The organism is Micromonospora noduli (assembly GCF_003264475.1).
GTDB lineage: Bacteria > Actinomycetota > Actinomycetes > Mycobacteriales > Micromonosporaceae > Micromonospora > Micromonospora noduli.
This window is the reverse complement of sequence record NZ_PYAC01000012.1, coordinates 639,128-663,996: the sequence shown is the minus strand read 5'-3', so window position 1 is coordinate 663,996 and position 24,869 is coordinate 639,128. Positions and strand designations below refer to the sequence as shown.

At 71.7% G+C, this 24,869-nt stretch carries 22 protein-coding genes and 1 pseudogene; 9 read left to right on the top strand and 14 right to left on the bottom strand.

What is annotated here, in order from left to right:
• Positions 1–59 precede the first annotated feature (59 nt).
• Positions 60–611 (bottom strand): GNAT family N-acetyltransferase, encoded by a 552-nt coding sequence (locus MED15_RS17820; protein ID WP_112736235.1) that lies wholly within the window; start codon positions 609–611, stop codon positions 60–62.
• Positions 612–662: 51 nt separating this feature from the next.
• On the opposite strand from MED15_RS17820, the gene MED15_RS17815 reads away from it, so the two are divergent.
• Positions 663–1,511, top strand: coding sequence for a YhjD/YihY/BrkB family envelope integrity protein (locus MED15_RS17815; protein ID WP_112731554.1), 849 nt, complete (start codon positions 663–665; stop codon positions 1,509–1,511).
• 72 nt (positions 1,512–1,583) lie between these two features.
• Here MED15_RS17815 and MED15_RS17810 read toward each other — a convergent pair whose 3' ends face one another.
• Genes MED15_RS17810 through MED15_RS17795 form a run of 4 tightly spaced genes read right to left on the bottom strand, consistent with a single transcriptional unit; the run spans position 1,584 to position 5,194 of the window.
• Positions 1,584–2,774, bottom strand: a complete 1,191-nt coding sequence (locus MED15_RS17810) for an ABC transporter permease (RefSeq protein ID WP_112736233.1) — start codon at positions 2,772–2,774, stop codon at positions 1,584–1,586.
• Entirely contained in the window at positions 2,771–3,460 is a 690-nt protein-coding gene (locus MED15_RS17805) for an ABC transporter ATP-binding protein (RefSeq protein WP_208646681.1), read from the bottom strand. Before MED15_RS17805 ends, MED15_RS17810 begins: the two co-directional genes overlap by 4 nt.
• Positions 3,460–4,593, bottom strand: a complete 1,134-nt coding sequence (locus MED15_RS17800; protein WP_112731556.1) for a hypothetical protein — start codon at positions 4,591–4,593, stop codon at positions 3,460–3,462. Before MED15_RS17800 ends, MED15_RS17805 begins: the two co-directional genes overlap by 1 nt.
• On the bottom strand, positions 4,580–5,194 hold the full coding sequence (locus MED15_RS17795) for a hypothetical protein (RefSeq protein WP_146763016.1): 615 nt from the start codon (positions 5,192–5,194) through the stop codon (positions 4,580–4,582). Before MED15_RS17795 ends, MED15_RS17800 begins: the two co-directional genes overlap by 14 nt.
• Positions 5,195–5,307: 113 nt before the next feature.
• Between MED15_RS17795 and MED15_RS17790 the strand changes: the two genes are divergently transcribed.
• The 3 genes from MED15_RS17790 to MED15_RS17780 all read left to right on the top strand — a co-directional run bounded on the left by MED15_RS17790 (position 5,308) and on the right by MED15_RS17780 (position 9,624).
• Positions 5,308–6,003, top strand: coding sequence for a response regulator transcription factor (locus MED15_RS17790; RefSeq protein ID WP_181518693.1), 696 nt, complete (start codon positions 5,308–5,310; stop codon positions 6,001–6,003).
• Entirely contained in the window at positions 5,993–7,870 is a 1,878-nt protein-coding gene (locus MED15_RS17785) for a HAMP domain-containing sensor histidine kinase (protein WP_244220484.1), read from the top strand. Before MED15_RS17790 ends, MED15_RS17785 begins: the two co-directional genes overlap by 11 nt.
• A gap of 158 nt (positions 7,871–8,028) precedes the next feature.
• Positions 8,029–9,624 carry a phytoene desaturase family protein gene (locus MED15_RS17780; protein ID WP_112699856.1) on the top strand — a complete coding sequence of 532 codons (1,596 nt, stop codon included), beginning with the start codon at positions 8,029–8,031 and terminating at the stop codon, positions 9,622–9,624.
• A gap of 91 nt (positions 9,625–9,715) precedes the next feature.
• On the opposite strand, the gene MED15_RS17775 is transcribed toward MED15_RS17780, so the two are convergent.
• Positions 9,716–11,296 carry a Rieske 2Fe-2S domain-containing protein gene (locus tag MED15_RS17775; protein WP_091400310.1) on the bottom strand — a complete coding sequence of 527 codons (1,581 nt, stop codon included), beginning with the start codon at positions 11,294–11,296 and terminating at the stop codon, positions 9,716–9,718.
• A 198-nt stretch (positions 11,297–11,494) separates the two neighbouring features.
• Here MED15_RS17775 and MED15_RS17770 point away from each other — a divergent pair, with 198 nt between their 5' ends.
• Complete coding sequence (locus MED15_RS17770) at positions 11,495–11,716, top strand: DUF2631 domain-containing protein (protein WP_036412111.1); 222 nt, start codon at positions 11,495–11,497, stop codon at positions 11,714–11,716.
• An 88-nt stretch (positions 11,717–11,804) separates the two neighbouring features.
• Here MED15_RS17770 and MED15_RS17765 read toward each other — a convergent pair whose 3' ends face one another.
• The 3 genes from MED15_RS17765 to MED15_RS17755 all read right to left on the bottom strand — a co-directional run bounded on the left by MED15_RS17765 (position 11,805) and on the right by MED15_RS17755 (position 15,650).
• Positions 11,805–12,968 carry a DivIVA domain-containing protein gene (locus tag MED15_RS17765; RefSeq protein WP_112588480.1) on the bottom strand — a complete coding sequence of 388 codons (1,164 nt, stop codon included), beginning with the start codon at positions 12,966–12,968 and terminating at the stop codon, positions 11,805–11,807.
• Positions 12,969–12,999: 31 nt separating this feature from the next.
• On the bottom strand, positions 13,000–14,157 hold the full coding sequence (rlmN, locus tag MED15_RS17760; RefSeq protein WP_091400305.1) for a dual-specificity RNA methyltransferase RlmN: 1,158 nt from the start codon (positions 14,155–14,157) through the stop codon (positions 13,000–13,002).
• A gap of 104 nt (positions 14,158–14,261) precedes the next feature.
• Positions 14,262–15,650 carry a phosphatidate cytidylyltransferase gene (locus MED15_RS17755; protein WP_112736229.1) on the bottom strand — a complete coding sequence of 463 codons (1,389 nt, stop codon included), beginning with the start codon at positions 15,648–15,650 and terminating at the stop codon, positions 14,262–14,264.
• Positions 15,651–16,031: 381 nt separating this feature from the next.
• On the opposite strand from MED15_RS17755, the gene MED15_RS17750 reads away from it, so the two are divergent.
• Positions 16,032–16,475: a hypothetical protein gene (locus tag MED15_RS17750; protein WP_112605945.1), complete on the top strand. Its 444-nt coding sequence runs from the start codon at positions 16,032–16,034 to the stop codon at positions 16,473–16,475.
• A 52-nt stretch (positions 16,476–16,527) separates the two neighbouring features.
• On the opposite strand, the gene frr is transcribed toward MED15_RS17750, so the two are convergent.
• The 5 genes and pseudogenes from frr to MED15_RS17725 all read right to left on the bottom strand — a co-directional run bounded on the left by frr (position 16,528) and on the right by MED15_RS17725 (position 21,507).
• A complete protein-coding gene (frr, locus tag MED15_RS17745) occupies positions 16,528–17,085 on the bottom strand; it encodes a ribosome recycling factor (RefSeq protein ID WP_088946658.1) in 558 nt (185 codons plus the stop codon).
• A 73-nt stretch (positions 17,086–17,158) separates the two neighbouring features.
• The gene (gene pyrH / locus MED15_RS17740) at positions 17,159–17,926 is read right to left on the bottom strand and encodes a UMP kinase (RefSeq protein WP_030487501.1); all 768 of its coding nucleotides are present in this window, start codon (positions 17,924–17,926) and stop codon (positions 17,159–17,161) included.
• Between the two features lie 161 nt (positions 17,927–18,087).
• Positions 18,088–18,915: a translation elongation factor Ts gene (tsf, locus tag MED15_RS17735; RefSeq protein WP_112588474.1), complete on the bottom strand. Its 828-nt coding sequence runs from the start codon at positions 18,913–18,915 to the stop codon at positions 18,088–18,090.
• Positions 18,916–19,049: 134 nt separating this feature from the next.
• Positions 19,050–19,970 (bottom strand): 30S ribosomal protein S2, encoded by a 921-nt coding sequence (rpsB, locus tag MED15_RS17730; RefSeq protein WP_112588472.1) that lies wholly within the window; start codon positions 19,968–19,970, stop codon positions 19,050–19,052.
• 381 nt (positions 19,971–20,351) lie between these two features.
• Positions 20,352–21,507: pseudogene (locus tag MED15_RS17725) on the bottom strand (hypothetical protein).
• Positions 21,508–21,673: 166 nt separating this feature from the next.
• Between MED15_RS17725 and MED15_RS17720 the strand changes: the two are divergent.
• Genes MED15_RS17720 through dprA form a run of 3 tightly spaced genes read left to right on the top strand, consistent with a single transcriptional unit; the run spans position 21,674 to position 24,789 of the window.
• Entirely contained in the window at positions 21,674–22,033 is a 360-nt protein-coding gene (locus MED15_RS17720; protein WP_112588468.1) for a YraN family protein, read from the top strand.
• 30 nt (positions 22,034–22,063) lie between these two features.
• A complete protein-coding gene (locus tag MED15_RS17715) occupies positions 22,064–23,584 on the top strand; it encodes a YifB family Mg chelatase-like AAA ATPase (RefSeq protein ID WP_112736226.1) in 1,521 nt (506 codons plus the stop codon).
• A complete protein-coding gene (dprA, locus tag MED15_RS17710) occupies positions 23,581–24,789 on the top strand; it encodes a DNA-processing protein DprA (RefSeq protein WP_112736224.1) in 1,209 nt (402 codons plus the stop codon). The genes MED15_RS17715 and dprA overlap by 4 nt, the downstream gene beginning before the upstream one ends.
• Positions 24,790–24,869 lie beyond the last annotated feature (80 nt).

Here is a 24,869-nt window from a genome sequence, read left to right as displayed (position 1 = left end):
CTGGAGGCCACACCTTCCCCGAAGTTGCACGGATCTTGCGTCAGGTCGTGCGGGAACGATCAGGCATCTGGTGCGGTCAGCACGAAGGTCTCCAGCAGCTCCCCGCCATACCAGTCGGTGCGCTGACCGACATGTCTCATGCCCAGCCTCCGAGCGACCGCCATCGACGGCTCGTTGCTCGGCGACACGACCGCGTAGATTTCCCGGGTACCGGCGGCGAACTCCCGGGCCACCGCCGCGCGGGCCGCCTCGGTGGCGTAGCCGTGGCCCCACGCGTCCGGGTGCAGGTGCCAGCCCACCTCGATGTCGTCGGTCCGGCGCGACTCGTCGCGCCCCGGCAGCGGCTTGAGCAACACGGTGCCCACCACCTGACCCGTCTCGCGTACCTCGATCGCCCAGGTGCCGTACCGACCGCCGTCGTCGGCGTGCCGCTCCTGCCAGATCCGCAGCCGCTCGACGGCCTGGGCCGGGTTGGTCATCGGCAGACCGGACGCCATGCCCAGATAGCGGCTGACCTCGGGACGCGAGTAGATGTCGTAGATCCGGGCCAGATCGGCCGGATCGTCGGTCCAATCGCGCAGGATCAGGCGTTCGGTGGTGAGAACAGTCATGACCGGCGATCTTAAGGAGTGGCGGCCCCGGCGACAGGGAAGGAGGATCTGATGGGCAACGGATGGCAGCGCGCGAAACGGATCACCAGTGCCGCATTCCGTCCGGTGCGCGGACGGGACCTGTCGCTGCACGCCGCCGCGATCACCTTCTACGGGGCGATCGCCGTGGTGCCGGTCGCCCTGCTGGCGATCTGGCTCACCGCGCTGGTGGCCGGGGCCGACCGGGTACGCCGGCTCACCTCGTACGCCGTGGAGGCCCTGCCCACAGCGATCGGCGCGCCCCGGGCGGTGGAGGCGCTGGTCGACGCCGGGGTGGAGTTGACCCCGCTGCTGGCGCTGGCCTCCCTGCTGCCCGCCTCGCTGTACGGCGAGGGCCTGCGCCGGGCGTTCGTCTCGGTGGCCGCGTCCCGCTCCGACGAGCACCTGGTCGGCTGGCGGGGCCGGCTCCTGCTACTGCCACTGCTCGCGCCGGCCCCCGCGCTGCTGCTGTCGATCCTGCTGGCGCTCCCGCTCACCACCCGCCTCGTACGCCAGGGCGGTTGGCTCGGTGTGCTCGGCGTGGTGCTGTCGTTCCTGGGGGTCTGGCTGGTGCTGACGCCGGTGCTGATGTGGGTGTTCCGGGTCGTCGGGCCGGCCTCACCGGACTGGCTCTCCACCCTCGGGGTCGGGTCGTTCACCGCGGCGAACCTCTCCGGCTTCCTGCACGGCTTCGTGCTCTTCGCCTCGCTCCCGCTGGACCTGGGAGTGCCCTTCGGCGGCTTCGACGACATAGGCGCCGGCGTGGCCGTCCTCCTCTGGCTCTACCTGTTCCACGTGATCGTCCTGGCCGGCTACTCCGCCACCCTGGCCCTCTCCCACTGGCGCACCACCCCCACCCCCACCCCCACCCCGCCGGGTTGATCAAGAGGTTTGCGTCATCGGGAGGGCACTCCTTGACGCAAACCTCTTGATCACCGGGGGTGGGGCAGGGGGTTAGGGGGTGGAGAGGGCTTCGGTGGGGGTTAGGCGGGCAGCTCGGATTGACGGGTAGACGCCGGCGATCACCCCTACCAGGAGGGCGCCGGCTATCCCGCCTACCACCGCAGTCAGTGGAATCGTGGGCGGCCAGCCCTGGTAGCTGGCGTAGCCGACAGTGGCGAGCACCCCCAGCGCCGCCCCGGCTGCACCGCCGAGCACGCTGAGCAGCACCGACTCGGTGAGGAACTGCACCCGGATCTGGCCGCGGTTCGCGCCGAGCGCCCGGCGCAGGCCAATCTCCCGACGGCGCTCCAGCACCGAGATGACCATCGTGTTGGCCACGCCGATCCCGCCGACCAGCAGGGCGACCGCCGCCAACCCGAGGAACAGCGCGGAGAAGCTGTCCTCGGTGGCCCGTTTCGCGGCGAGCGCGTCGGAGGGGCGGCTGACCTGGACCAGCCCGGGCAACTGCGGGTTGAGGGTGGCCGGCAGCACGGCACGGACGTCCTCCAACGCGTCCTCCCTGGCCCGCAGGTAGACGACAGTGGGGTGACCGTCGAAGCCGAGCATGGCCTTGGCGGCGTCCCACCCGACCAGCACCGAGCGGTCGAGATCCGGGGAGAGCGGCAACGGGTCCAGGATGCCGATCACTGTGAACCAGCGCTCGCCGATGAACACCTGGGGTGGTTGCCGGGGGTCCACAGTGGCGAAGCCGAGCCGGCTCGCCGCGACGTAGCCGAGGACGGCGGTCGGCAGCCCGGCCGCGCCGGCGTCGAGGGCCCGCCCGCTGCGGATCCGGCCGTTGACAGTCCCCAACAGGTCCGGCCGGGACGCGAGCACGGTGAGCCCGGACGTGTCGTACCGGTCCAGCAGGTCGTTGCGGCGCACGGCGGTGTGGGTGTTCGCGACCGCGCTCGCCGTGTGGACCGGCCCGATCCGCGACGCCATGGCGGCGGCGTCCTCGGGCAGGAGGACTGGCGGGTTCTGATCCGGCACGGGCTCGGCCCGCAGCAGGTTGGTGCCGAGGGCGGAGAGCTGGTCCATCAGGTCGCGCTGGCTGGACGCGGGGATACCCACCACGACGACCAACGTGGCAATGCCGATGGAGATGCCCAGGGCGGAGAGGACGGCCCGCATCCGGCGGGTGGTCAGGCCGAGCAGACCGAGCCGGAGTACGTCGGCCGGGGCGAGCCGGGTCGCGCTCATGCCCGGCTCCCGGTGACGGTGTCGGCGACGATCCGGCCGTCGCGGATCTCCACCTGTCGAGGCGTACGGGCGGCGAGATCGCGGTCGTGGGTGATCACGGCGATGGTGGTGCCCTCCGCGTTGAGGTCTGTGAGCAGGGCAAGAACAGCCTCCCCGTTGACAGTGTCGAGGGCGCCGGTCGGCTCGTCGGCCAGCACCAGCGCAGGCTCGTTGACCAGCGCCCGAGCTATCGCCACCCGCTGCCGCTCCCCGCCGGAGAGCTGCTGCGGCAGGTGGTCGACCCGGTGCGCCAGGCCGACCCGGGCCAGCGCGTCGATAGCGGTGCGGCGACGGCGACGGCGGGGCACCCCGGCGTAGAGCAGGCCGGTGGCGACGTTCTCGGCGGCATCCAGCCCGTCGGTGAGGTGGAACTGCTGGAAGACGAAACCGAGCCAGCGGCCCCGCAGCGCGGAGAGCCGACGGTCGGACAGCGCGGTTACCTCCTGCCCGGCGACGCGTACCCGACCGCTGGTCGGCAGGTCGAGGGTGCCCATGATGTTCAGCAGCGTGGACTTGCCGGACCCGGAAGGCCCGACGATGGCGAGCATCTCGCCCGCCCGCACGGTCAGTGAGACGTCGTCCAGGGCGGTCACCCCGCCGGGGTACGTCCTGCTCACCCCCTCGACGTTCAGCACCGCTTCGGCGATCACGAGGCCGTCACCACGTCGAGGCCCTCTGTCACACCGGTGCCGCTGACCTCGACCAGGCCCCGGGCGAACATCCCGGTCTCCACGGCCACCAGCCCACCGTCGGGCAGTTGCAGCGCATGCCCGCCCTCGCGGAGCGCCACCAGCGCGCCGACCGGCACCGCGAGCACGCCCTTGTGGACGGCGGTGGTGAAGCGGACCTGCACCGTGGCCACGTCCAGCTTGGCCACGTCCGCCGCCCGGGTCGGTGCGACGAGGACGTCCACCGTTGGCGGGCTGCTCTGCCCGGTGCCGCCGTCCGACCCGCCGCCGCGAACGGTCTGCGAGATCGAGGCCACAGTGGCCGGGATCTCAGAGCTGTCCGGCAGGGCGACGACGACGGCGGCACCCACCGTGATGGTGCCGACCTCGGTGGCCCCGACCGGCACGGTGACCAGCTTGACCTTCTCGGTGACGGCCAGCAGCTCACCGGCCACCGGGTCACCGGGCAGCGCCTTCACCGCGCTGACCCGGGCCGGTCCGGTCAGCACGGCGACCTGCCCGACCCCGATCGTGCCGGTGGGCTCCAGGCCGAGGGCCTGCTGCCACTTCTTGATCGCGCCGACCAGGGACTCGGTGAGTAGAGCCTGACCCGTGCCGATCTTCGTGCCGTCCTTGCCTCGGGATGGCTGCGACCCGGTGCCGAATCCCAACGCTCTGAGGTTGTCCGACACAATCCGCACGTCGCTGCCCACCAGTCCGGGTTTGTCGAGCGTGCGGAAGAGCGGGGTCCCGCCGAACAGCACCGGCACCGGTCGGTCGTCTACCCAGTAGAGCGACTTGCCCCGGGCCACCGTGTCGCCCACCTTCGGCAGCCGGGTGACGACGCCCTCCCCGGCGCCCTTCACCAACCGCTCCGGGCCGAAGCCGAGCGTCCCGTTGAGCGAGCGACTGTCCGACAGGTCGGCCCGGGTCACAGTCGTCGTGGTCACCGGCGGCGGGGCGCTGGCGACATCACCGCCGGGGTGACGCCGCAGCGCCAGCGCCCCGACGCCGGCACCCACGGCGACCACCAGGGTCACCACCGCCACCACGATCGCGGTACGCCGGGTCGTCCGCCGACCAGGATCGTCGGTCGGCTTACTTCTGGGCACCGAAGATCTCCATCGTGCATTCCCTCTCGACAGTGGCCAGGGCGGGACCCTCAAGGCCGCCGGCGGGGTCGGCGACCCCGTCGTCGTAGGTCCAGCCGGAGCCGTCGGGCAGCGAGTGGATCTTCATTCCTCGTCCACGCAGGCACTGGACGTAGTCGTTCCACTGGCTCACGTAGTTCGGGTTCTTCTCCGGGTCCAACTCCGGCGGCTGGAGCGGCAGCTTGTTCGCGCACGCCACGTACGCCGCCTTCGGCTCCCCGCTCTGGTCGAGGGACAGGCCCGTACCGTCGCCCACCGGGCCGGGTTGTGACCGGCCGTCGTTCAGCTTCACGCCGTTGTCATGCAGGCAGATGTTGTACGCCCCCCAGAGCCGCTCCTCCTCCTCGTCGGTCATGTCCAGGCGTAGCTGCGGTCGACCGTTGGCGGCACCACCCGCGGGGGTGGCGCTCGGCGGGGCGGACGGGGTGACGAGCGACGCGACGTCACCGCTGGCGGCGTCCTTGTCGGCGCTGGACGCACCGCCGCCGCAGCCGGTGAGGGCCACGGCGAGCACTGTGACCGCGGCGAGCCCGGCGGCGACGCGATGGGTTGAGTTGGTCATGGCGTGCAGCTTCACGGCCGGGTGTCAGAGACCTGTAAGAAACCGGTCGTCATCCGATAGCCCCAGCTCAGCGGCCGTACTGGAACCCGTCGGGGCCACGTACAGTCGCTGCCGTGTGTGCGTACGTGCTGGTAGCCGAGGACGACCGGAAGCAGGCGGAGCTGGCGCGCCGGTATCTGGAACGCGAGGGGCACGAGGTGGTCGTGGTGGCCGACGGGCGGGCCGCCCTGGAGCAGATCCGGCAGCGGCCCCCGGCGCTGCTGGTCCTCGACGTGATGATGCCGAAGGTCGACGGTCTGGACGTCTGTCGCATCCTGCGCCGGGAATCCGACCTGCCGGTGCTCATGCTGACCGCCCGGTCGACGGAGGACGACCTGCTGCTCGGCCTCGACCTGGGCGCGGACGACTACATGACGAAGCCGTACAGCCCGCGTGAGCTGGTCGCCCGGGCCCGCAGCCTGCTGCGCCGGGGCCAACGGACACAGGCGGACCCGGTGCTGCGGGTCGGCGCGGTGCACGTCGACCCGGTGCGCCACGAGGTACGCAGCGACGGACGCCTCGTCGACTGCACACCTGGTGAGTTCCAGCTGCTCCAGGCGATGGCCGCCCAGCCCGCCCGGGCGTTCACCCGGGATCAGCTCCTGGGCTACCTGCACGGGTTCGACAGGTACATCACCAACCGGACCGTCGACGTGCACGTGATGAACCTCCGCCGGAAGATCGAGCCGAACCCGCGCAAGCCGGCCCGGTTGGTGACCGTGTACGGCATCGGATACAAGCTGGTCGAAGAGTCACCCCGTGTCGGGTGAGGTCCCGCTGCGCCGCAGCCTGCTGCTCCGGCTGCTGGCGTTGGCCGTCCTCATCGCCGTCGGCTCGATCGCGGCGACCGCGTGGCTGGCCGTCCGCACCACCACCGGGGCGATCCGGCAGGAGCAGGGGCAGGCGCTCGCCGACGACGCGCGCATCTACGACACAGTGCTCGCGTACGCGGCGACCCACCCGAACTGGGACGGGGTCGACGCGGCCCTTCGGCCGCTCGCCCAGGACGTCGGCCGGCGGATCGCCCTGACCACCGAGACCGGTGCGCCGATCGCGGACTCGGCCCCCGGCGCCGGCCCGTTGCCGACGACGTCGTCCGCGACCGTCGACGCGCTCGCCGTCGACACCGCCCTGATGCCCGGCACCACACTGCCGGGCAGCGGTGACGGCGGCACCAGTCGTATCGACCCGCGCACCACCGGGCCGTACCTGCTCCCGCCCGAGGAGCGCGCCGCGCTGCGCGACAAGGCGGCCACGGCGGTCCAGTGTCTGCGGCTGCGGGCGCAGATCGACGCGGCCGTCGTGGACGGCCCCACCGGCCGCCCACGGATCGACACCCCGGGCACCGACCTCGCCGACAGTGCCGTCTGCGGCCAGCCGAGAGAGGAGCTCGCGACCCGTACGGCCACCGAGGGCAAGGCGCTCGCCCAGCTCAACGCCCTGGTGAACACCTGCCTGGCGCGGCGGCGCCTGCCCGCCGTGCAGGTGGACCTGAACTGGACCTGGACGAGGCAGCCGGCGGCCAGCGCACCCGACTCCCGCAGCGCGGCCGGCGTCGACCAGGAGCACAACCGGGCGATCAGTGCCTGCGTCGGCACCAGCCGACGCGAACAACTCCTCCCGTACGTCGCCCCGGCCGCGACCCTCTTCGTCACCGACCCGGGCGGTCGCCCCTCGACCACCTTCGACCTCTCCCCCGCCAACCAGACCCGCATCGTCGCGGTCGCCGGTCTCGTCCTGCTGGTGACGATCGGCTTCACAGTCCTCGCCGGCATCCGGCTGACCCGGCCGCTGCACGCGCTGACCGGGGCCGCCCAGCGGATGCGCGACGGCGACGGCACCGCCCGGGTCCGGGTGACCGGCCGCGACGAGATCGCCCGGCTGGCCGAGGCCTTCAACGACATGGCCGAACGGCGGGAACGGCTGGAGCAGCTACGCCGGGCCATGGTCAGCGACATCGCCCACGAGATGCGTACGCCGGTGAGCAACATCCGGGGCTGGCTCGAAGCGGTCGAGGACGGCGTCGCGGCTCCCGACCGCAGGCTGCTCTCCTCACTGCTGGAGGAGGCGACAGTGCTCCAGCACGTGATCACCGACCTGCAGGACCTGGCCGAGGCCGACGCGGGCGCGCTGCGGCTGCACCGTGAAGAGGTCTACCTCACCGACCTGCTCGCCCAGGTCGCGGAGGCGCACCGGGCCCAGGCCGACCGGGTCGGCGTCACCATCACGGTACGCACCGAGGCCGACCCGCAGGTGGACGCCGACCCGGTGCGACTCCGCCAGGCAGTCGGCAACCTGGTCGCCAACGCGGTACGACACACCCCGTCGGGCGGGCGCGTGACGCTCAGCGCCAGCGCGACCGACGCCGAGGTCATCGTCTCGGTGACCGACACCGGCAGCGGTATCAGCGCCGAGGATCTGCCCCGGGTCTTCGACCGCTTCTGGCGGGCCGAGAAGTCCCGGAGCCGGCAGACCGGCGGCAGCGGCCTGGGCCTCGCCATCGTGCGCAAGCTCGCCGAGGCCCACGGCGGCACGGTCAGCGCCACCAGCATCCCCGCCCAAGGCTCCACCTTCACCCTCCACCTACCCCCACCCCCAGCCCCCACCCCCGCTCCCACCCCCATCCCCTTCCGGTGATCAAGAGGTTTGCGTCATCCGGCGGCCCGCTGGTGACGCAAACCTCTTGATCACCGGGAGCGGAGGCCGGGTGGGGCAGGGGCGGGGCGGCAGGGGAAGGGTGGGTGGGGAGCGGAAGGGGTGACCTGGGCTGGTGGGGCGGACTAGGCTGCCGCGGCATGAGCAGTGAGATTCCGGCCCGCGCCGACGTCGTGATCGTCGGTGCCGGGCACAACGGTCTGGTCTCCGCGGTCCTGCTTGCCCGCGCCGGCCTGGACGTCCTCGTGCTGGAGGCCGCCGACGTCATCGGCGGCGCGACCCGCACCGAGAACCCGTTCCCGAAGGTGCCGGGGCTGCGCCACTCCACCGGGTCGTACCTGCTCGGGCTGATGCCCCCGGAACTCCTCGCCACGCTCGACGTACGGATCCCGGTGCTGCGCCGCGACCCGCACTACTTCCTCCCCACCCCGGGCGGCCTCGGCTCGCCGTACCTGCTCTTCGGCAGTGACACCGCCGCCACCCGGGCGCAGCTCGCCGAGTTCTTCTCCCCCGCCGACGTGGCCGCCGACGACGCCATGCAGGCCGAGCTGGCCGCGCTGCGGGAAGACCTCGCCCCGGCCTGGCTGGCCGAGCCGCTGAGCGTCCAGGAGACCGCCGAGCGGCACGTCCGCCCGGCCCTGCGCCAGGTCTTCGTCGACCTCGTGCAGGGCTCGGTCGCCGACTACCTGGCCCGGTTCGAGTTCCGCTCCGAGCTGCTGGTCAGCATGTACGCGGTCACCGACGGCCTGTCCGGGCTCAACGCCGGCCCGGACGACCCCGGCACCGGCCACAACTTCCTCGTGCACAACATGTGCCGACTGCCCGGCTCCGGCGGCACCTGGATGATCGCCGAGGGTGGGATGGGCACCGTCTCCCGGACCTTCGCCGAGGCCGCGCGCGCCGCCGGAGCGACAATCCTGACCGGTACGCCGGTGCAGGCGGTGACAGTGGACGGCGGCGCGGCGAGCGGAGTGGTGCTGACCGACGGTCGGGAGGTCGCCGCCCGGGTGGTGCTCGGCGCGTGTGACCCGTACCGGTTGATGGACCTGTTGCCCGACGGCGCGCTCCCGGCGCGGCTCGGCGAACGGATGGCGGCGGTCCGCCGGCCCGGCACCACCCTCAAGCTCAACCTGGCGCTCACCGGGCTGCCGCGCTTCTCCTGCCTTCCGGACGGCACGCCGAGCCCGTTCGGCTCGACCATCCACCTGCTGCCCGGGTCGGCGTCGCTGGTCGGTGGGGCGGAGGCATCGCCGATGACCGCGCTACGCGCCATGTGGGCGGACGTGCAGGCCGGGCTGCTGCCGGCGGAGCCCACCATCGAGTGGTACCTGCACACCACCGTCGACCCGTCGCTCTCCGACGCCGCCGGGCACCACTCGTCGGCGCTCTTCGTCCAGTCCGTCCCCTACGAGTTGGCCGGCACCACCTGGGACGCGGAGCTGCCCGGCTACGTCGACCGGCTGATCGGGATCGTCGAGCGGTACGCCCCCGGCACCGCCGACCTGATCGCCGACGCGGTGCCGCTGCCCCCGCCCGGGATCGAGGAGCACTTCGGGATCACCGGCGGGCACATCCACCACGTCGACAACACCGTCTCGTTCACCGACCGGATGCCCTACGCCACCGGTATCGACGGTGTGTACGCGGGCAGCGCCGGCTGCCACCCGGCCGGCAGCGTCATCGGCGCCGCCGGCCACAACGCCGCCCGCCGCATCCTCACCGACCTGTCGGCCTAACCGGGACCCCCCAGACCTCCGTTGATCATGAAGTTATTGCCTGCCATGGCGGCGTGTCGGGGCAATAACTTCATGATCGACGAGGGCGGGGTCAGATCACGGCCTCGCCTGCGGGGGCGGGGGTTTCCGCGTCTACCCGGTGGGCTCGCACCTTGTGGCCGACGCTCGTCAGGCAGCGGCCGCTGGGCAGGTCGAAGCGCCAGCCGTGCAACTGGCAGGTGAGCTGGTCACCGTCGACGATGCCGAAGCGGGTCAGGTCCGCCTTCAGGTGCGGGCACCGCCGCTGCACCACCCAGTCGCCCAACGTGATGTCCTCGGCGTCGGTGCTGCGTTCGTGCTCGTCGTACCAGCCCTCGGCGTACTGGAGCCGCTCCTCGGAGAGGCACTTGAAGAACGCGTAGACGAACTCGTTGTACTGGCCGATCCGGGCCGCCGAGAACCGGCAGGACAGGAAGAGCGAGTTGACCCAGTCCACCTCGTCGATGAAGAGCAGGTGCTCGATCAGCGACCGCTCGGTCCGGAACCGGTAGCGCACCTTCTCGTCCGCGTACGGCCGGACCTCCTTGCCGGGGAAGTCCACCACGATCGACTCGACGCTCTCGCCGTCATACCCCACCAGGTCGAAACGGACCGGGCCGCCGACCCCCTTGGCCAGGTAGATCGACTCGTCGAGCAGCGGCTCGATCCGACGCTTCATCTCGCCGAGCACGTCCACCTCGGGGTGCCGCCAGGACGCCTTCTCCGCCTCGATGATCGGGCGCTTGCGCTCCCGCATCTCCTCCAGGTGCGCGACCTTGTTCGCGAAGAACTCCTGCACCGGCACCGGGTGGGTGGTGCTCGCGCCCTCGGTGGTGACCTCGGCGACGCTGCCCGGCAGCAGCACGATCCCGTTGGTGCCGCCGACCTTGGCGTACTCCGACAGGAAGACGGACTGGTCGGGGAAGATGTTGCCCTCGTCGCCGTGGATGTCGTTGAACTGCCACAGGGCGTCGTCGAGGAAGCACGGCGGGCCGGCGATCGGGAAGACGTGCGACGCCTTCAGGTCGTCGATGTACCGCCAGGTCCTGTCGAACTGCCGGTCACGCTTCTGCTTGCCGAACGCGGTCTTCGCCGCCTGCGGCAGTTCGTAGACCATCGGGTACCAGATCGCACCGGAGAACTGGAGCAGGTGCGCGTGCACGTGCCCCAGTTCGGCGAAGACGCTCAGGTCGGTGGGGCGGGCGTCGTTCTGGTTGAGCAGCCGCACACCCTCGTACTCGACCCAGAGCGACGAGTCGCCGATCGGCCCGTCGGTCGGGCTGGTCAACGCCTGAATCATGATCTTCAGGCCGCCGGGCAGCTCCACCACCTGCTCGTTGGGCGCCTTGAGGAACTTGGTGAAGCCCAGCGCCCGGAACTCGTCCTCCATCTCCGAGGTGGGGAACTCGGGGAGCAGGACCGTGGCGTCCTTGGAGACGAAGTCGCGCAGGTGCTTCGCGTCGAAGTGGTCCCGGTGCAGGTGGGAGACGTACAGGTAGTCGACCTGACCCAGACTCTCCCAGTCCAGCAGTGAATTATCCGGGAACGGGAACCACGACGCGAAGTAGGCCGGGTTGACCCACGGGTCGCACAGGATGCTGCCCGCGGCCGTGTCGATCCGCATGCTGGCGTGCCCGGTTCCGGTCACTCGCACCGCACAGTCCCCCTCAAACAGACAATCAGGTGTACGCCAAACGCTACCGGAGCGAGTCTGACCGCCGCCCCGCGACGCCGGTAGTGCCGTCCAGCCCGTGTGGGGCAGGGCCGATGGCCAGGAAACCCCCACCCCACCGCACCGGGTACGAGGCGTGCCAGACTAACCAAAGATCCGATCGCGAGGGAAGGACCGACAGTGGCAGGAAGCGAGCCGGTAACGTCGCCAGACCAGCACAAGCCCGGGCACCGCAAGGCCGGGCAGATCGGCGCCGTGCTGTCCGCACTGGCGCTGCTGGCGATGATCTGCGGCAACCACGAGGGCAGGGTCGAGGACATCTGGCTGATCGGCCTGGCCGCGCTGCTGCTGATCATCGTGATCGGCGACATCGTGTTGCGGCGCAGCGGTCTGCGCTCCTGACCCGACCCCACCGCCGGACGACCGGCCGACGTACGCCGAGGGCCCGCCCCCACCCGGGGGACGGGCCCTCGTCCGTATCGCGTCGGGGTCAGCGCCCGAAGAGGATGTCCTGCACGTCCTTGAGCGCGGCGTCGACCTCGGCCTCGAAGTAGCCACCCGGCACCAGGCCGAACCGGAGCGTGTCCAGGTCCTTCGGGTCGACCGGCATCGGGTTGCGGCGCTGCATGCCACCGAGCAGGGTGTCGAAGAACCGGTCCACCTGGTCGGGGTCGTACCCGCTGCCGAACCGGCGCACCTGGAAGCTACGACGGATCTGGTCGACCCGGTACAGGTCGCTGCCGGGCGGACCGGCCATCGGCGGACCACCCATCGGCGGGCCACCCATCGGGGGGCCGGCCACCGCGGGCGGACCGGCCATCGGCGGGCCACCCATGCCCTGCTGCGGCAGCGGAGGCGGACCGGCCGGACCACGGCGCATGTCGCGCAGATCCCGCTCCGGCATCCGGATCTCGGCCGTCATGTCGGCGCGACCGTGCCGCCCGGCCTCGAAGCCGTCGAAGCGCGGCTCCTCCGGCGGCGGCGGATAACCGCCGGGCGCGCGCTGGTCGTCGGCGCCGTACCCGCCGCGCTGATCATCCTGGCCGTAGCCACCGGGTGAGCGCTGGTCGTCCGGGGGGCCGTACCCGCTGGGACCGGCGGGCAGGCCGCGCTGCGGCATGCCGTGGCCACCCATCGGGCCGGGGCCCATCGGGCCACCGGGACCCATCGGGGGGCCGGCCGGGCCACGTGGCGCGTCGTAACCACCGCCGCGGGGGGCGTCGTACCCACCGGCGAAGGCACCTGTCGGCTCGTCGTAGCGGCCGTAGGGCGGGCCAGCCTGCGCGGGCATCGGCCGGGGCGGCATCGGCTGCGGGACCATGCCGCGGTCATCACGCATCGGCGGACCCATCCGGTCCGGTGGGCCCATCCGGTCACCCATCCGGGGGTCGCCACCGCGTCCGGCGCTGTTGCGCTCCTCCAGCTCGGCCAGCTGCCGCTCGACCCGGTCCAGGTGCAGGTCGACCTGCCACTCGTCGTAGCCGTTGAAGCGGACCCGGAAGACGACGTCATGAACCTCCTGGGAGGCCACCGGGGCACCGACCTGTCGGCCGTCGAGCGTCGCCTCGACCCGGTCGAGGAAGGCATCCACCTCGTCGACCTTGTATCCCCGGCGGAGCGCCTTGCGCCGGAAACGCTGACCCTGACTCGCCACTATGTCTCCTGGTCTCGTTCGCCACGCCCGGTCACGCCGGTGCCTCTCCGGCGCGGTCGGTATTGGTGTCGTTGTCTTCGGCGGCGGCAAGCTGGCCACACGCGCCGTCGATCTCGCGACCTCGGGTGTCCCGAACTGTGGTGGACACCCCGGCGTCGCGCAACCGCCGGACGAACTCCCGCTCGACCGGCTTCGGGCTCGCGTCCCAGCGGCTGCCCGGCGTCGGATTGAGCGGAATGAGGTTCACGTGGGCCAACTTGCCGGCCAGCAGCCGCCCGAGCAGGTCGGCTCGCCACGGCTGGTCGTTCACGTCCTTGATCATCGCGTACTCGATCGACACGCGGCGGCCCGTCCGGGCGGCGTAGTCCCACGCTGCGTCCAGCACCTCGGCTACCTTCCAGCGCTGGTTTACCGGCACGAGTTCGTCGCGCAGATCATCATCGGGCGCGTGCAACGACAACGCAAGGGTCACTGAGAGGTCTTCGCTGGCCAGTCGGTGGATGGCCGGAACCAGGCCGACCGTGGAAACGGTGATGTGCCGCTGGGACAGGCCGAGCCCCTCCGGAGCCGGGCTGACCAGCCGACGGATGGCCGCGATCACCCGGTTGTAGTTGGCCAGCGGCTCGCCCATGCCCATGAAGACGACGCGCGACAGCCTCGGCGGGGAACCCGCCACCACGCCGGAGGCCGCCACCCCGGCCATGTACACCGCCTGGTCGACGATCTCCGCCGTCGACAGGTTGCGGGTCAGCCCGGCCTGGCCGGTCGCGCAGAACGGACAGGCCATGCCGCAACCCGCCTGGCTGGAGATGCAGACTGTCACCCGGTCCGGGTAACCCATCAGCACGCTCTCCACCAGCGCACCGTCGTGCAGCCGCCAGAGCGCCTTGCGGGTCGCGCCGTCATCGCAGGCCAGCTCGCGCACCGGGTTGAGCAATGTCGGCAGCAACTGGTCGGCCAGCCGCTCCCGGGTCGCAGCGGGCAGATCGGTCATCGCCTGCGGGTCGCGGACCAACCGCCCGAAGTAGTGGTTGGAGACCTGCTTGGCGCGGAAGGCCGGCTCACCCAGCCCGGTGACCAACGCCTGGCGGCCGGCCAGGTCCAGGTCAGCGAGGTGCTGAGGGGGCATGGAGGCCCGGCGCGCGGCGGGGGCGACCGAGATGGCGGGGATCAAGGGCAGGCTCGTCATGGCTGGTCCAGTGTGTCACGCCGTCGGCGGTGGCTGCCGGTCCGGAGGTGTCGAACGGGCCGCGACCGCCGGAGCCGGATGACCAGGTCGCCGTGATTCATACCTCAGCTCACCACCGGCACGAAGACCGCCAACAGCAGGTAGGCCGTCGGCACCGCGAACAGGATCGAGTCCAGCCGGTCCATCAGACCGCCGTGGCCGGGCAGCAGGTTACTCATGTCCTTGACGCCGAGATCCCGCTTGATCATCGACTCGGCCAGGTCGCCGAGGACCGCCGCGCAGGAGACGGCCACCCCGAACAGCGCGCCCCACCAGGGGGCCACCTCGAACATCAGCCACAGCAGCACCGCGCTGCCCAGGGCCGCCGCGGTGACCGAGCCGGCGAAGCCCTCCCAGGACTTCTTCGGGCTGATCGACGGGGCCATCGGGTGACGGCCGAAGGAGACCCCGGCCGCGTACCCACCGGTGTCGGAGAGGACCACCCCGATCAGCGTGGCCAGGATGCGCAGGTGCCCATCGCCGGGGGCCGCCGCCAGCAACGCCGCGAAACCGGCGAGGAACGGCACGTAGACGGCGATCAGGGTGGCCGCGGTGAGATCCCGCTGGAAGCCGGCCGGCCCGTCACCCAACCGCCAGATCATGGTGCCCAGCACGGTGACCAGCAGCCCCAGGCTGAGCGCGTCCGGGCCGGCGTACCAGGCCAGACCCACTGTCAACACGCCACCGGCGATCAGTGGCACCAGCGGCGGGTGTGCACCGCTGCGTCGTACCGCGCGGGCCATCTCCCAGATGCCGATGGCTACCGCGGCGGCGATCACCGGCAGGAAGGCCAACGGATAGAAGGCCAGCGGCACCACGATCAGCGCGCCGAGGCCGAGCCCGACCCCGATCGCCGCGGGAAGGTTGCGCCCGGCCCGCCCGGTGCCCACCTGCTGGGTGGCCGGTCGGTCGAGGCTGGCCCGACGTCGCCCCTTCGACCGTCGACCGGTCGTCGGAGCCTCGTCCGGCACCACCTCCGCCCGGACGGGCGCGAGCTGCTCGGTCGGGTACCCCGGGTCGTCGAAGCGGACGGGAGGGCCGTCGAAACGGCTCGGCTCGTCGAAACGCCCACGGTCCGGACCGTCGTAACCGGGCGGCCCCTCCCCCGCGGGAGGTCGATCCGGGTAGCGGTCACCGCGACCCCGGTCGTCGTACCGGTCGGGCTGGTTGCGGTCGTCGACGTGCCGGTCCCGGTCGTCGAAACGATCGTGCCGGTCGCGGTCGTCGAAACGGTCGTCCGGGCGGACCGGGCGGCCACGCTCGTCGTACGGGTCCGCTGGGTGCGGGTCGGCGTACGGCCGCGCGTGCGGGTCGGCGTACAGCTCAGGGCCGGCAGCCGGACGGCGGCTCCACTGGCCGGCCTCCAGCTCCTGCTCCGGCCAGGGCAGCGCCACCGGGCGCTCCGGCCGGTCCCAGCCGCGAGGCTCGCTGCCGTAGGGGTCGGGGTGGGACATCACGCACCGCGAAGCGGCACGAGATCCACCACATGACGCAAGACCACAAGCATCCCCTACACGTGCGATGTTCCTCCGATTGACCGCCCCGACGGTCGGTCGATCCCCGGTGTTCACCACCCGGTGGCCGGGAATCCTGCCGAGCCTACTGCACACGCCGGATCGGCACGGCGGACGAGGCACGCCCACGGACACCACCCGCGCCGCCGGCCCGCCGGCCAGCGACGCCCACCCGTTCGGTACGGCAGACCGGAGGCAATCCGCAGCCGTCGATCCGACTCGTCCGGTGCGCGATCGAGTACTGACCGAACCCGCCCGGCGTGGTCCGCTGGTGCCGCGCCGGCGCCAGCCCGCGCTTCGCAACGGGGGAAGGGCACTCACATGTACAAGTTCGGTCTCGCGGTGTTGACGGTGGCCGCCATGGTCCTGGGAGCAGGGTCACCGGCCGCCGCCACCACGGCACGGACCAGGATCACCATCGACCGCCATACCAGCGAGCTGTTCCCGTTCGAGCCGCCCGTCGGCGAGCCGGGAGTGACGTACCCGGCAGCAGGGGTCACCGCCACCGCCCGGAACTGCCCGGCCGGCATCGTCCTCATGTCGGCCTCGCTGGTGCAGGACGGCCTGCCGACCCTCTGGGCCACCGGGGGACACGGCGCCGGCGAGATCCTCTGCGACGGCGGCACTGTCGAACTCGGGATGGCGTTCGCCCGGATCGCTCCGGCGCTGCACCCCGGTCGGGCCACCGCCCACTTCTCGCTGCGCGACTGGGACACCGGCGAGCAGTTCGCCGAGAGCACCAGGACCGTCTGGATCCCCTGCTGACCTATGGAACGAGGCCCGTCCCCGACGTCGGGAACGGGCCTCGAAGCATGGGTCACACCTCGAGCAGCTCGGTTTCCTTGTGCTTCACCAGGTCGTCGATGCTGGCCACGTACCGCTGGGTCAGGTCGTCGAGTTCCTTCTCGGCGCGGCGACCGTCGTCCTCGCCGGCCTCGCCGTCCTTGACGATCCGGTCCAGCTCTTCCTTGCCACGGCGGCGGACGTTGCGGATCGCCACCTTGGCCTCCTCGCCCTTGTGCCGAGCCACCTTGATCATGTCGCGGCGGCGTTCCTCGGTCATCTGCGGGAGCAGGATGCGCAGCTGGTTGCCCTCGTTGTTCGGGTTCACCCCGAGGTCCGAGTCGCGGATCGCCTTCTCCATCGCGTTGATCTGCGAGTTGTCGTACGGCTTGATGATGGCCATCCGCGGCTCGGGGACCGCGATAGACGCCATCTGCGTCAGCGGCGTGGGCGTGCCGTAGTAGTCGATGATGACCTTGGAGAACATGGCGGCGTTGGCGCGACCGGTACGGATGGCGCCGAACTCCTCCTTGGCGTGCTCAACCGCACGCTCCATCTTCTCCTCGGCCTCGAGGAGGGTGTCGTCGATCACCGGTCTCCTCGCCTCCTTCTGTGCTCGTGGTGGGCTCTGCTGAAAGTCGTCAGACCGTCGCCGTCGGCGGGACTCAGGCGGTGATCAGGGTGCCGATCTTGTCGCCACCCACCGCGCGGATGATGGTGTCGTCACCCTGCGCGCCAAAGACCAGCATCGGCAGGCCGTTCTCCATGCAGAGGCTGAACGCTGCCGCGTCGGCCACCCGCAGGTTGCGGCGCAGCGCCTCGGAGAAGGTGATCGAGTCGAGCTTACTGGCGGTGGGGTCGATCCGCGGGTCGGCGGTGTAGACGCCGTCCACGCCGTTCTTGCTCATCAGCACCACGTCGGCCCGGATCTCCAGCGCCCGCTGGGCGGCCACCGTGTCAGTGGAGAAGTACGGCATTCCGGCACCGGCGCCGAAGATGACCACGCGGCCCTTCTCCAGGTGCCGGATGGCCCGCAGCGGGATGTACGGCTCGGCGACCTGGGCCATCGTGATGGCGCTCTGGACCCGGGTCTCGATGCCCTCCTTCTCCAGGAAGTCCTGGAGCGCGAGGCAGTTCATCACGGTGCCGAGCATGCCCATGTAGTCGGCGCGGGCCCGGTCCATTCCACGCTTCTGCAGCTCCGCGCCGCGGAAGAAGTTGCCTCCGCCGACCACCACGGAGACCTGCACGCCGCGGCGGACCACTGTGGCGATCTGCCGGGCGATGGCCTGGACGACGTCCGGGTCGACGCCGATCGCGCCGCCACCGAAGACCTCACCGGAGAGCTTCAGCACCACCCGGCGGGCACGCCCCGGCGGCGGTGCCGTCGGATCGTCCAGCTCCAGCGTCCGGTCACTCACAACCTGCGTCATCCGCCCCGCCCTTCCCCACGCGCACGCCCCGTGCGGCGCGTACCGCGAACCTGCCGCTGCCGACCCTATGTGACGAGGAGGCCGCGGTGCCTGTCACGTACACCGGCGGCCTCCTCGTTGATGTCTCCTGCCCACGGGCGCCAGCGGCGCCCGGTGGCGGCTCAGGCCTGGCCGACCTCGAACCGCACGAAGCGGGTGACCTCGATGCCGGCCTCGGCCAGCAGCTGCTTCACCGACTTCTTGTTGTCAGAGACGGACGACTGCTCGATCAGGACGAAGTCCTTGAAGAAGGAGTTGACCCGACCCTCGATGATCTTCGGCAGAGCCGCCTCGGGCTTGTTCTCCTCGCGGGCGGTCTGCTCGGCGATGCGCCGCTCGGACTCGACGACCTCAGCCGGAACCTCGTCCCGGGTGAGGTACTTCGGCCGCATCGCGGCGATCTGCATGGCCACACCACGGGCGTCGGCGTCGCCGGCCTCATCGGTCTTGCCGGTGTACGACACCAGCACGCCAACGGCCGGCGGCAGGTCCTGGGCCTTGCGGTGCAGGTAGACGGCGGTGGTGCCCTCGACCCGGGCGAACCGGTTGAGCACCAGCTTCTCGCCGATCTTGGCGGACTGCTCCTGGATCAGGTCCGCGACGACCTTGCCGTCGAGCTCGGTGGCGAGCAGCTCCTCGGCGGAGTTCACGCCGGCGCGCTCACCGTGCTCGACCAACTGCTGGCCCAGCGCGATGAACGACTCGGTCTTGGCGACGAAGTCGGTCTCGCAGTTGAGCTCGAGCAGCGCCTTGCCGGAGTGGGCGACCAGGCCGTTCGCGGCCGTACGGCCGGCCCGCTTGCCAACATCCTTGGCGCCCTTGACGCGCAGGATCTCGACGGCCTTGTCGAAGTCGCCCTCGGCCTCGGTCAGCGCCTTCTTGCTGTCCATCATGCCGGCGCCGGTGAGGTCGCGGAGCTTCTTGACGTCCGCGGCGGTGATTTGGGACATGGCTCTCTCTTCGGTGTTGAGACGGCGTGTGGATGGTCAGAGGTGCCGGTTACCCGGATCCGGGCGGATCGTGCCCGGCGTACCGTCGCTGCCCGCCGTTCGCGAAAACGGACGGCGGGGCAGCGACGGTGCGATCACTCCGCGGTGGCGGCCGCCGGCTGCTCGGTGGCGGCCTGCGCCGGCTGCTCCGGGGTGGTGGGCTGCTCGGCGGCGGCAGCGGCGGGCTGCTCGGCCGGGGCGGCCGCAGCGGCCGGGGCAGCCGACTCGTCGGCCTTCTTCGGCTCGAGCAGCTCGCGCTCCCACTCGGTCAGCGGCTCGTCGCTCGCGACACCCTCGGGCTTCTCGTCGTTGCCCCGGCGACGGCCGGAACGCGCGATCAGACCATCCGCGACGGCGGCGGCGACGACCTTGGTCAGCAGCTCCGCCGAGCGGATCGCGTCGTCGTTACCCGGGATCGGGAAGTCGACCTCGTCCGGGTCACAGTTGGTGTCCAGCACCGCGATCACCGGGATGCCCAGCTTGCGGGCCTCGTCGACGGCGATGTGCTCCTTCTTGGTGTCGACGATCCAGACCGCGGCGGGAAGCTTCTGCATGTCCCGCAGGCCACCGAGGGTGCGGGTCAGCTTGATCTTCTCGCGGGAGAGCTGCAGGGTCTCCTTCTTGGTGTAACCGGCGGCGGTGCCGCTGAGGTCACCCAGACCCTCCAGCTCCTTCATCCGCTGAAGCCGCTTGTAAACGGTCTGGAAGTTGGTCAGCATGCCACCGAGCCAGCGGTGGTTGACGTACGGCTGGCCGACCCGGGTCGCCTGCTCGGCAATCGCCTCCTGGGCCTGCTTCTTGGTGCCGACGAACAGGATGCTGCCACCCTCGGCGACGGTCCCACGCACGAACTCGTACGCCTTCTCGATGTACTCGAGGGTCTGGCGCAGGTCGATGATGTAGATGCCGTTGCGCTCGGTCATGATGAAGCGCTTCATCTTCGGGTTCCAGCGCCGGGTCTGGTGCCCGAAGTGGACACCGCTCTCCAGCAGCTGACGCATGGTCACGACGGCCATGGTTGGGGTACTCCTCAAGGTCCCTGGTTGTCACGCCCGGCCGGTGGCCGGGCGTCCTGGCGCCTGGTCGCCGACCCATGGTGGACCCGATCAAGATCGGGACCAGGGAGGCCGTCGCTCCACGACGATTCGTGAAGAGGGCGCGCGAGGTCGACCGCACGAGGCGGTCGCCAGTTGGCCAGTGTACGCCCCTCACCCGTTCAGCCGCCCCGGGGTGCGCGTGGGGTGCTGCTCCGCCGCTCCCCCGCTCGCCCGCGCGAGTCGCTGGGAAGATCGCGCTGGTTCGTGGAAATAGTGGCCTCCGCGTCGCCGGAGGCCACTATTTCCTGGTTGTTGTCCGAACCGTCAGCGCGCGCGACAGGCCGGCGGCGGGTCGCCGGGTCAGCCGGCGGCGAGCGCGGCAGCCACGAAGAGCACCAGGCCGACGGTCAGGTAGGCCGTCGGTGGGCGCAGCCAGCCCCGACCGTTGTCGGCGAGCGCCAGACCTCCGGTTCGTAGCCCGTACAGCCCGGTCGCGAAGATCGGCAGGCCGGCGACCAGGGCGATACCCACCACCACGTTCCCGGCGTCCACCGGGTCGCCGGTCACGCCCGCCAGCAGCACCCGCAACGCGGGGACCTCGAAGACCAACACCAGCAGAGCGAAGAGTACGGCCAGCACCGGTCGACGGGTCCGATAGACGCCGTCGGCGGCCGGCGGATACATCGGCGGCTCGCCTGCGGGCAGGTCGGGTCGCGGGCCGATCCCCGGCATCGGGCCGGTTGGCATCTCCAGCGGGTGCGGCGTGTCGCCGCCGCCACGGGTCGGTTCGATGATCGGGTAGCCAGCGAGCGGAGCAGGCCGAGCCTGGTCAGCGAGCACGGCCGCCGGCGCTGTCGACGTGCTGTCGCGGGACGTCTCCGGCGGGGCGCTGGTCACCGGAGATCCCGCCGTGGTCGTCTCGCGGGCGGCCCGCCGTCCGGGCAGCTCACCGGAGGTCTCCGAGGGGTCCCGGTCCGCCCGCCGCGATCGGGTGGCCCGGTAACCGTCCGCCTCCGACCGCCCGGCACCCAACGGCTCCACCGCACCGAAACGCCCCGAATCAGCCTCGCTCCCCCCGAACCGACCGGTCTGAGCGTCCAGGGCGCCGAAGCGACGCGAGTCCGACTCGGGCGCACCGAAGCGACCCGCGTCCACAGCACTCAGGCGACCCGAATCCGACTCCGGCGTACCGAAGCGACCCGCGTCCACAGCACTCAGGCGACCCGAGTCCGACTCCGGCGTACCGAAGCGGCTCGCGTCGACGGCGCCGAAGCGTCCCGAGTCCGGCTCGCGGCGGCGGCCGACTCCCGTGTCCTCGACGGAGCGGCCGTCTTCCGCGCCACGCGGCTCGGGAATCTCACCCTCCCGGTACCGCGGTTCGCCCGCGCCGCGCCACTCCGACTCGCCGTAACCGCGACCCCGCTCGTCGGGGTACCAGCGCGACTCCTGATCTTCCGGAAAACTCCGTCGTCCGTCCACGTCAGGCACCGTATGCGACCGGCCACGCCCGCGCCATTTCAACCCGGCCGACCACGCCGCCGATCGTCCGGGCAGCGCGGACACGAGTCGCGCCCTAGCACAGCGCGGGCATGATCATCCGACTGTCCACAGCACCCCCGTTGTCCACAGTTGGGCTGCTGCCGGGTCGCGGCGATCACCCTCCGGCGGGCACCGTGCCGGCCATGACGAAGCGGAACCAGGCGGTTGGCGCGTACGGCGAGCGGTGCGCCGCCCGGCACCTGACCGAGGCGGGGCTACGCCCGATCGCCCGAAACTGGCGCTGCCCGGCCGGGGAGATCGACATCATCGCGTGGGACGGGCCCGTGCTCGCCTTCTGCGAGGTGAAGACCCGCCGGGGTGAGGGCTTCGGCACCCCGGCCGAGGCGGTCGTACCGGCCAAGGCCCGCCGGCTGCGAGGGCTCGCCGCACGGTGGCTCACCGAGACCGGTACGACCGCCGAGGAGGTGCGCTTCGACGTGCTGTCGGTGCGGCTGCCCGACTCCGGGCCGGCGCAGGTCGACCACCTCAAGGGCGCGTTCTGACATGCGTACCCGGAGGATCGGTGACGTGCCGTGAGCTACGCGAAGGTGCTCTGCGTGGGTCTGGTCGGAGTGACCGGCCACCTCGTCGAGGTGGAGGCCGACCTGGCCGCCGGTCTGCCTGCGGTGGTGATCTCCGGTCTGCCGGACACCGCCCTGCACGAGGCCCGCGACCGGGTCCGCGCCGCCGTGGTCAACTCCGGCCAGCGCTGGCCCAACCGGCGGATCACCCTCAACCTGCTGCCCGCCACGCTGCCGAAGTTCGGGTCGGCCTTCGATCTGGCCATCGCCGCAGCCCTACTGGGTGGCTCGGGTGAGCTGCCGCTGCTCCCTCTGGAGGGGGTGGTGGTCCTCGGCGAGCTGGGGCTCGACGGGACGGTCCGGCCGGTGCGCGGCGTGCTCCCGATGGTCGCCGCCGCAGCCCAGGCCGGCGTCACGCGGGTGATCGTTCCGGTCGGCAACGCCGCCGAGGCCGCCGTCATCCCGGGGATACGGGTACGGGCGGTGGACACCCTGCACCGGCTCGTCGCCTTCGTTCGGGACGGGACCCCGCTGATCGAACCACCGGCGGACATCCCGGAGCCGCTGGCCGGTGGGCCGGATCTCGCCGACGTCGCCGGGCAGCAGATGGGTCGACGCGCCCTGGAGGTCGCCGCGGCCGGCGGGCACCACGTGGCACTGCTCGGCCCTCCGGGCGCCGGCAAGACGATGCTCGCCGAACGCCTGCCGTCGATCCTGCCCGAGCTGGACGACGACGCGGCGCTGGAGGTCACCGCGCTGCACTCGGTCGCCGGGCTGCTGCCGCCGGGTGGTCGCCTGCTGCGTCGCCCGCCGTTCCAGGCGCCGCACCACACCGCGACCGTGCCGTCGCTGGTCGGGGGTGGCTCGGGGCTGGCCCGACCCGGTGCGGTGTCGCTGGCGCATCGCGGGGTGCTCTTCCTCGATGAGGCTCCCGAATTCAGCAAGGGTGCGCTGGAGGCGCTGCGCCAGCCGCTGGAGCACGGCCGCATCCAGCTGAGCCGCAGCGGAGGCGGCACCGTGTACCCGGCCCGCACCCAGTTGGTGCTGGCGGCCAACCCGTGTCCGTGCGCGAAACCGGCCGGCGACGCGCACTGCGAGTGTTCGCCGCTGGTTCGCCGCCGCTACCTGGGAAGGCTCTCCGGGCCGCTGCTCGACCGGATCGACGTCCAGGTGCGGCTGATGCCGGTGCGGGCGGCCGAGCTGATGGCGACCGACGGCGATGTCGAGCCCTCGGCGACGGTCGCCGCCCGGGTGGCGGCGGCCCGGCAGGCGGCGGCTGCCCGCTGGGCCGACCTCGACCGACGGCTCAACGCCGAGGTGGAAGGGCCGCACCTGCGCCGACCGCCGTGGCGGCTGCCGGCCCGGGTCACCGTGGAGCTGCGTGGCCGGCTCGACTCCGGCTCGCTGTCGGCGCGCGGCTTCGACCGGGTGATCCGGATGGCCTGGACCATCGCCGATCTGGACGGTCGCGACCGACCTGACCGGGACGACGTCCGGGAAGCGCTTCAACTACGGACGGGGGAGGCGACGTGAGCGCCGAGGAGGAACGCAGGCTGGCCCGGGTCGCCCTGACCTGGCTGGCCGAGCCGGGTACGCGCGCGGTGCATCACCTGGTCGAACGGCACGGCCCGGTGGAGACCCTGGATCTGCTGCTCGACGGCGGCAGCCCGGCCGGCTGGCTGCACACCACTGTCGCCGCACGCTCGGCGGCCGGCGACGCACGGGCGGTGGCCGCGGAGGCCCTGGAGCGGGCGGACCGACTGGGTGCCCGGCTGGTCACGCCGGACGACGAGGAGTGGCCGGCCCAGGTCGCCAGCCTGGCCGCACTGCGGCTGCCGGACGTCAGCCGCCGGGTGGATGGTGAGACCGCCCCGCCGCTCTGCTTCTGGGTACGCGGAAGCTGGCCGCTCGGTGAGGCTCTGGATCGCTCGGTGGCCGTGGTGGGGGCCCGGGCGGCCACCGGTTACGGGCAGCACGTCGCGACTGAGCTGGGGTACGGCTTGGCGGAGCGGGACTGGACGGTCGTGTCCGGTGGCGCGTTCGGCATCGACGCCGCCGCCCACCGGGGCGCACTCACCGCGGGGGGTCTGACCGTCGCAGTGCTCGCCTGCGGGCTCGACCGTCCGTACCCGATGGGCAACGCCGCGCTCTTCGACCGGATCGCCGAGACGGGGCTGCTGGTCAGTGAGTGGCCGCCCGGTGCCGAGCCGCTGCGACCCCGGTTCCTGATCCGCAACCGGGTGATCGCCGCAGGCACCCGGGGCACCGTCGTGGTGGAGGCGTCGGCGCGCAGTGGCGCGACGCAGACCGCGCGGCGAGCCATCCACTCCAATCGGGTGGCCATGGTGGTGCCGGGGCCGGTGACCTCGGCGATGTCCGTCGGCGCGCACGAGTTCCTGCGCGAGCACTCCAAGGCCCGACTGGTCACCGGGGTGGCGCACGTGCTGGAGGAGGTGGGTCGGATCGGCACGGACCTGGCCCCGTTGGCGCGTGGACCGCAGCGGGCCACCGACGCGCTGGACGACGAGGCGAGGTCGCTGCTGGAGGCGCTGCCCCGCCGAGGCGCGATGGGCGTGGACCGGCTCTCCGCCCGCGCCGGCGTCGACCTACGGACCGCGTTGCGCAAGCTGTCGCTGCTGGAGGAGCTGTCCATGGTGGTCCGTCGCGACGATGGCTATGCCTTGGCCCCACCCGCCAAACCCAAGCGTGCTGCGGCGGAGACGCCCGCGTCGACATGAGGTGTGCTCACGCGGCCCCGGCAGACGTCCCGGCATTCCAAACACCGTCTCAAGGCCAGCGAGCACAGTGGATATGACAA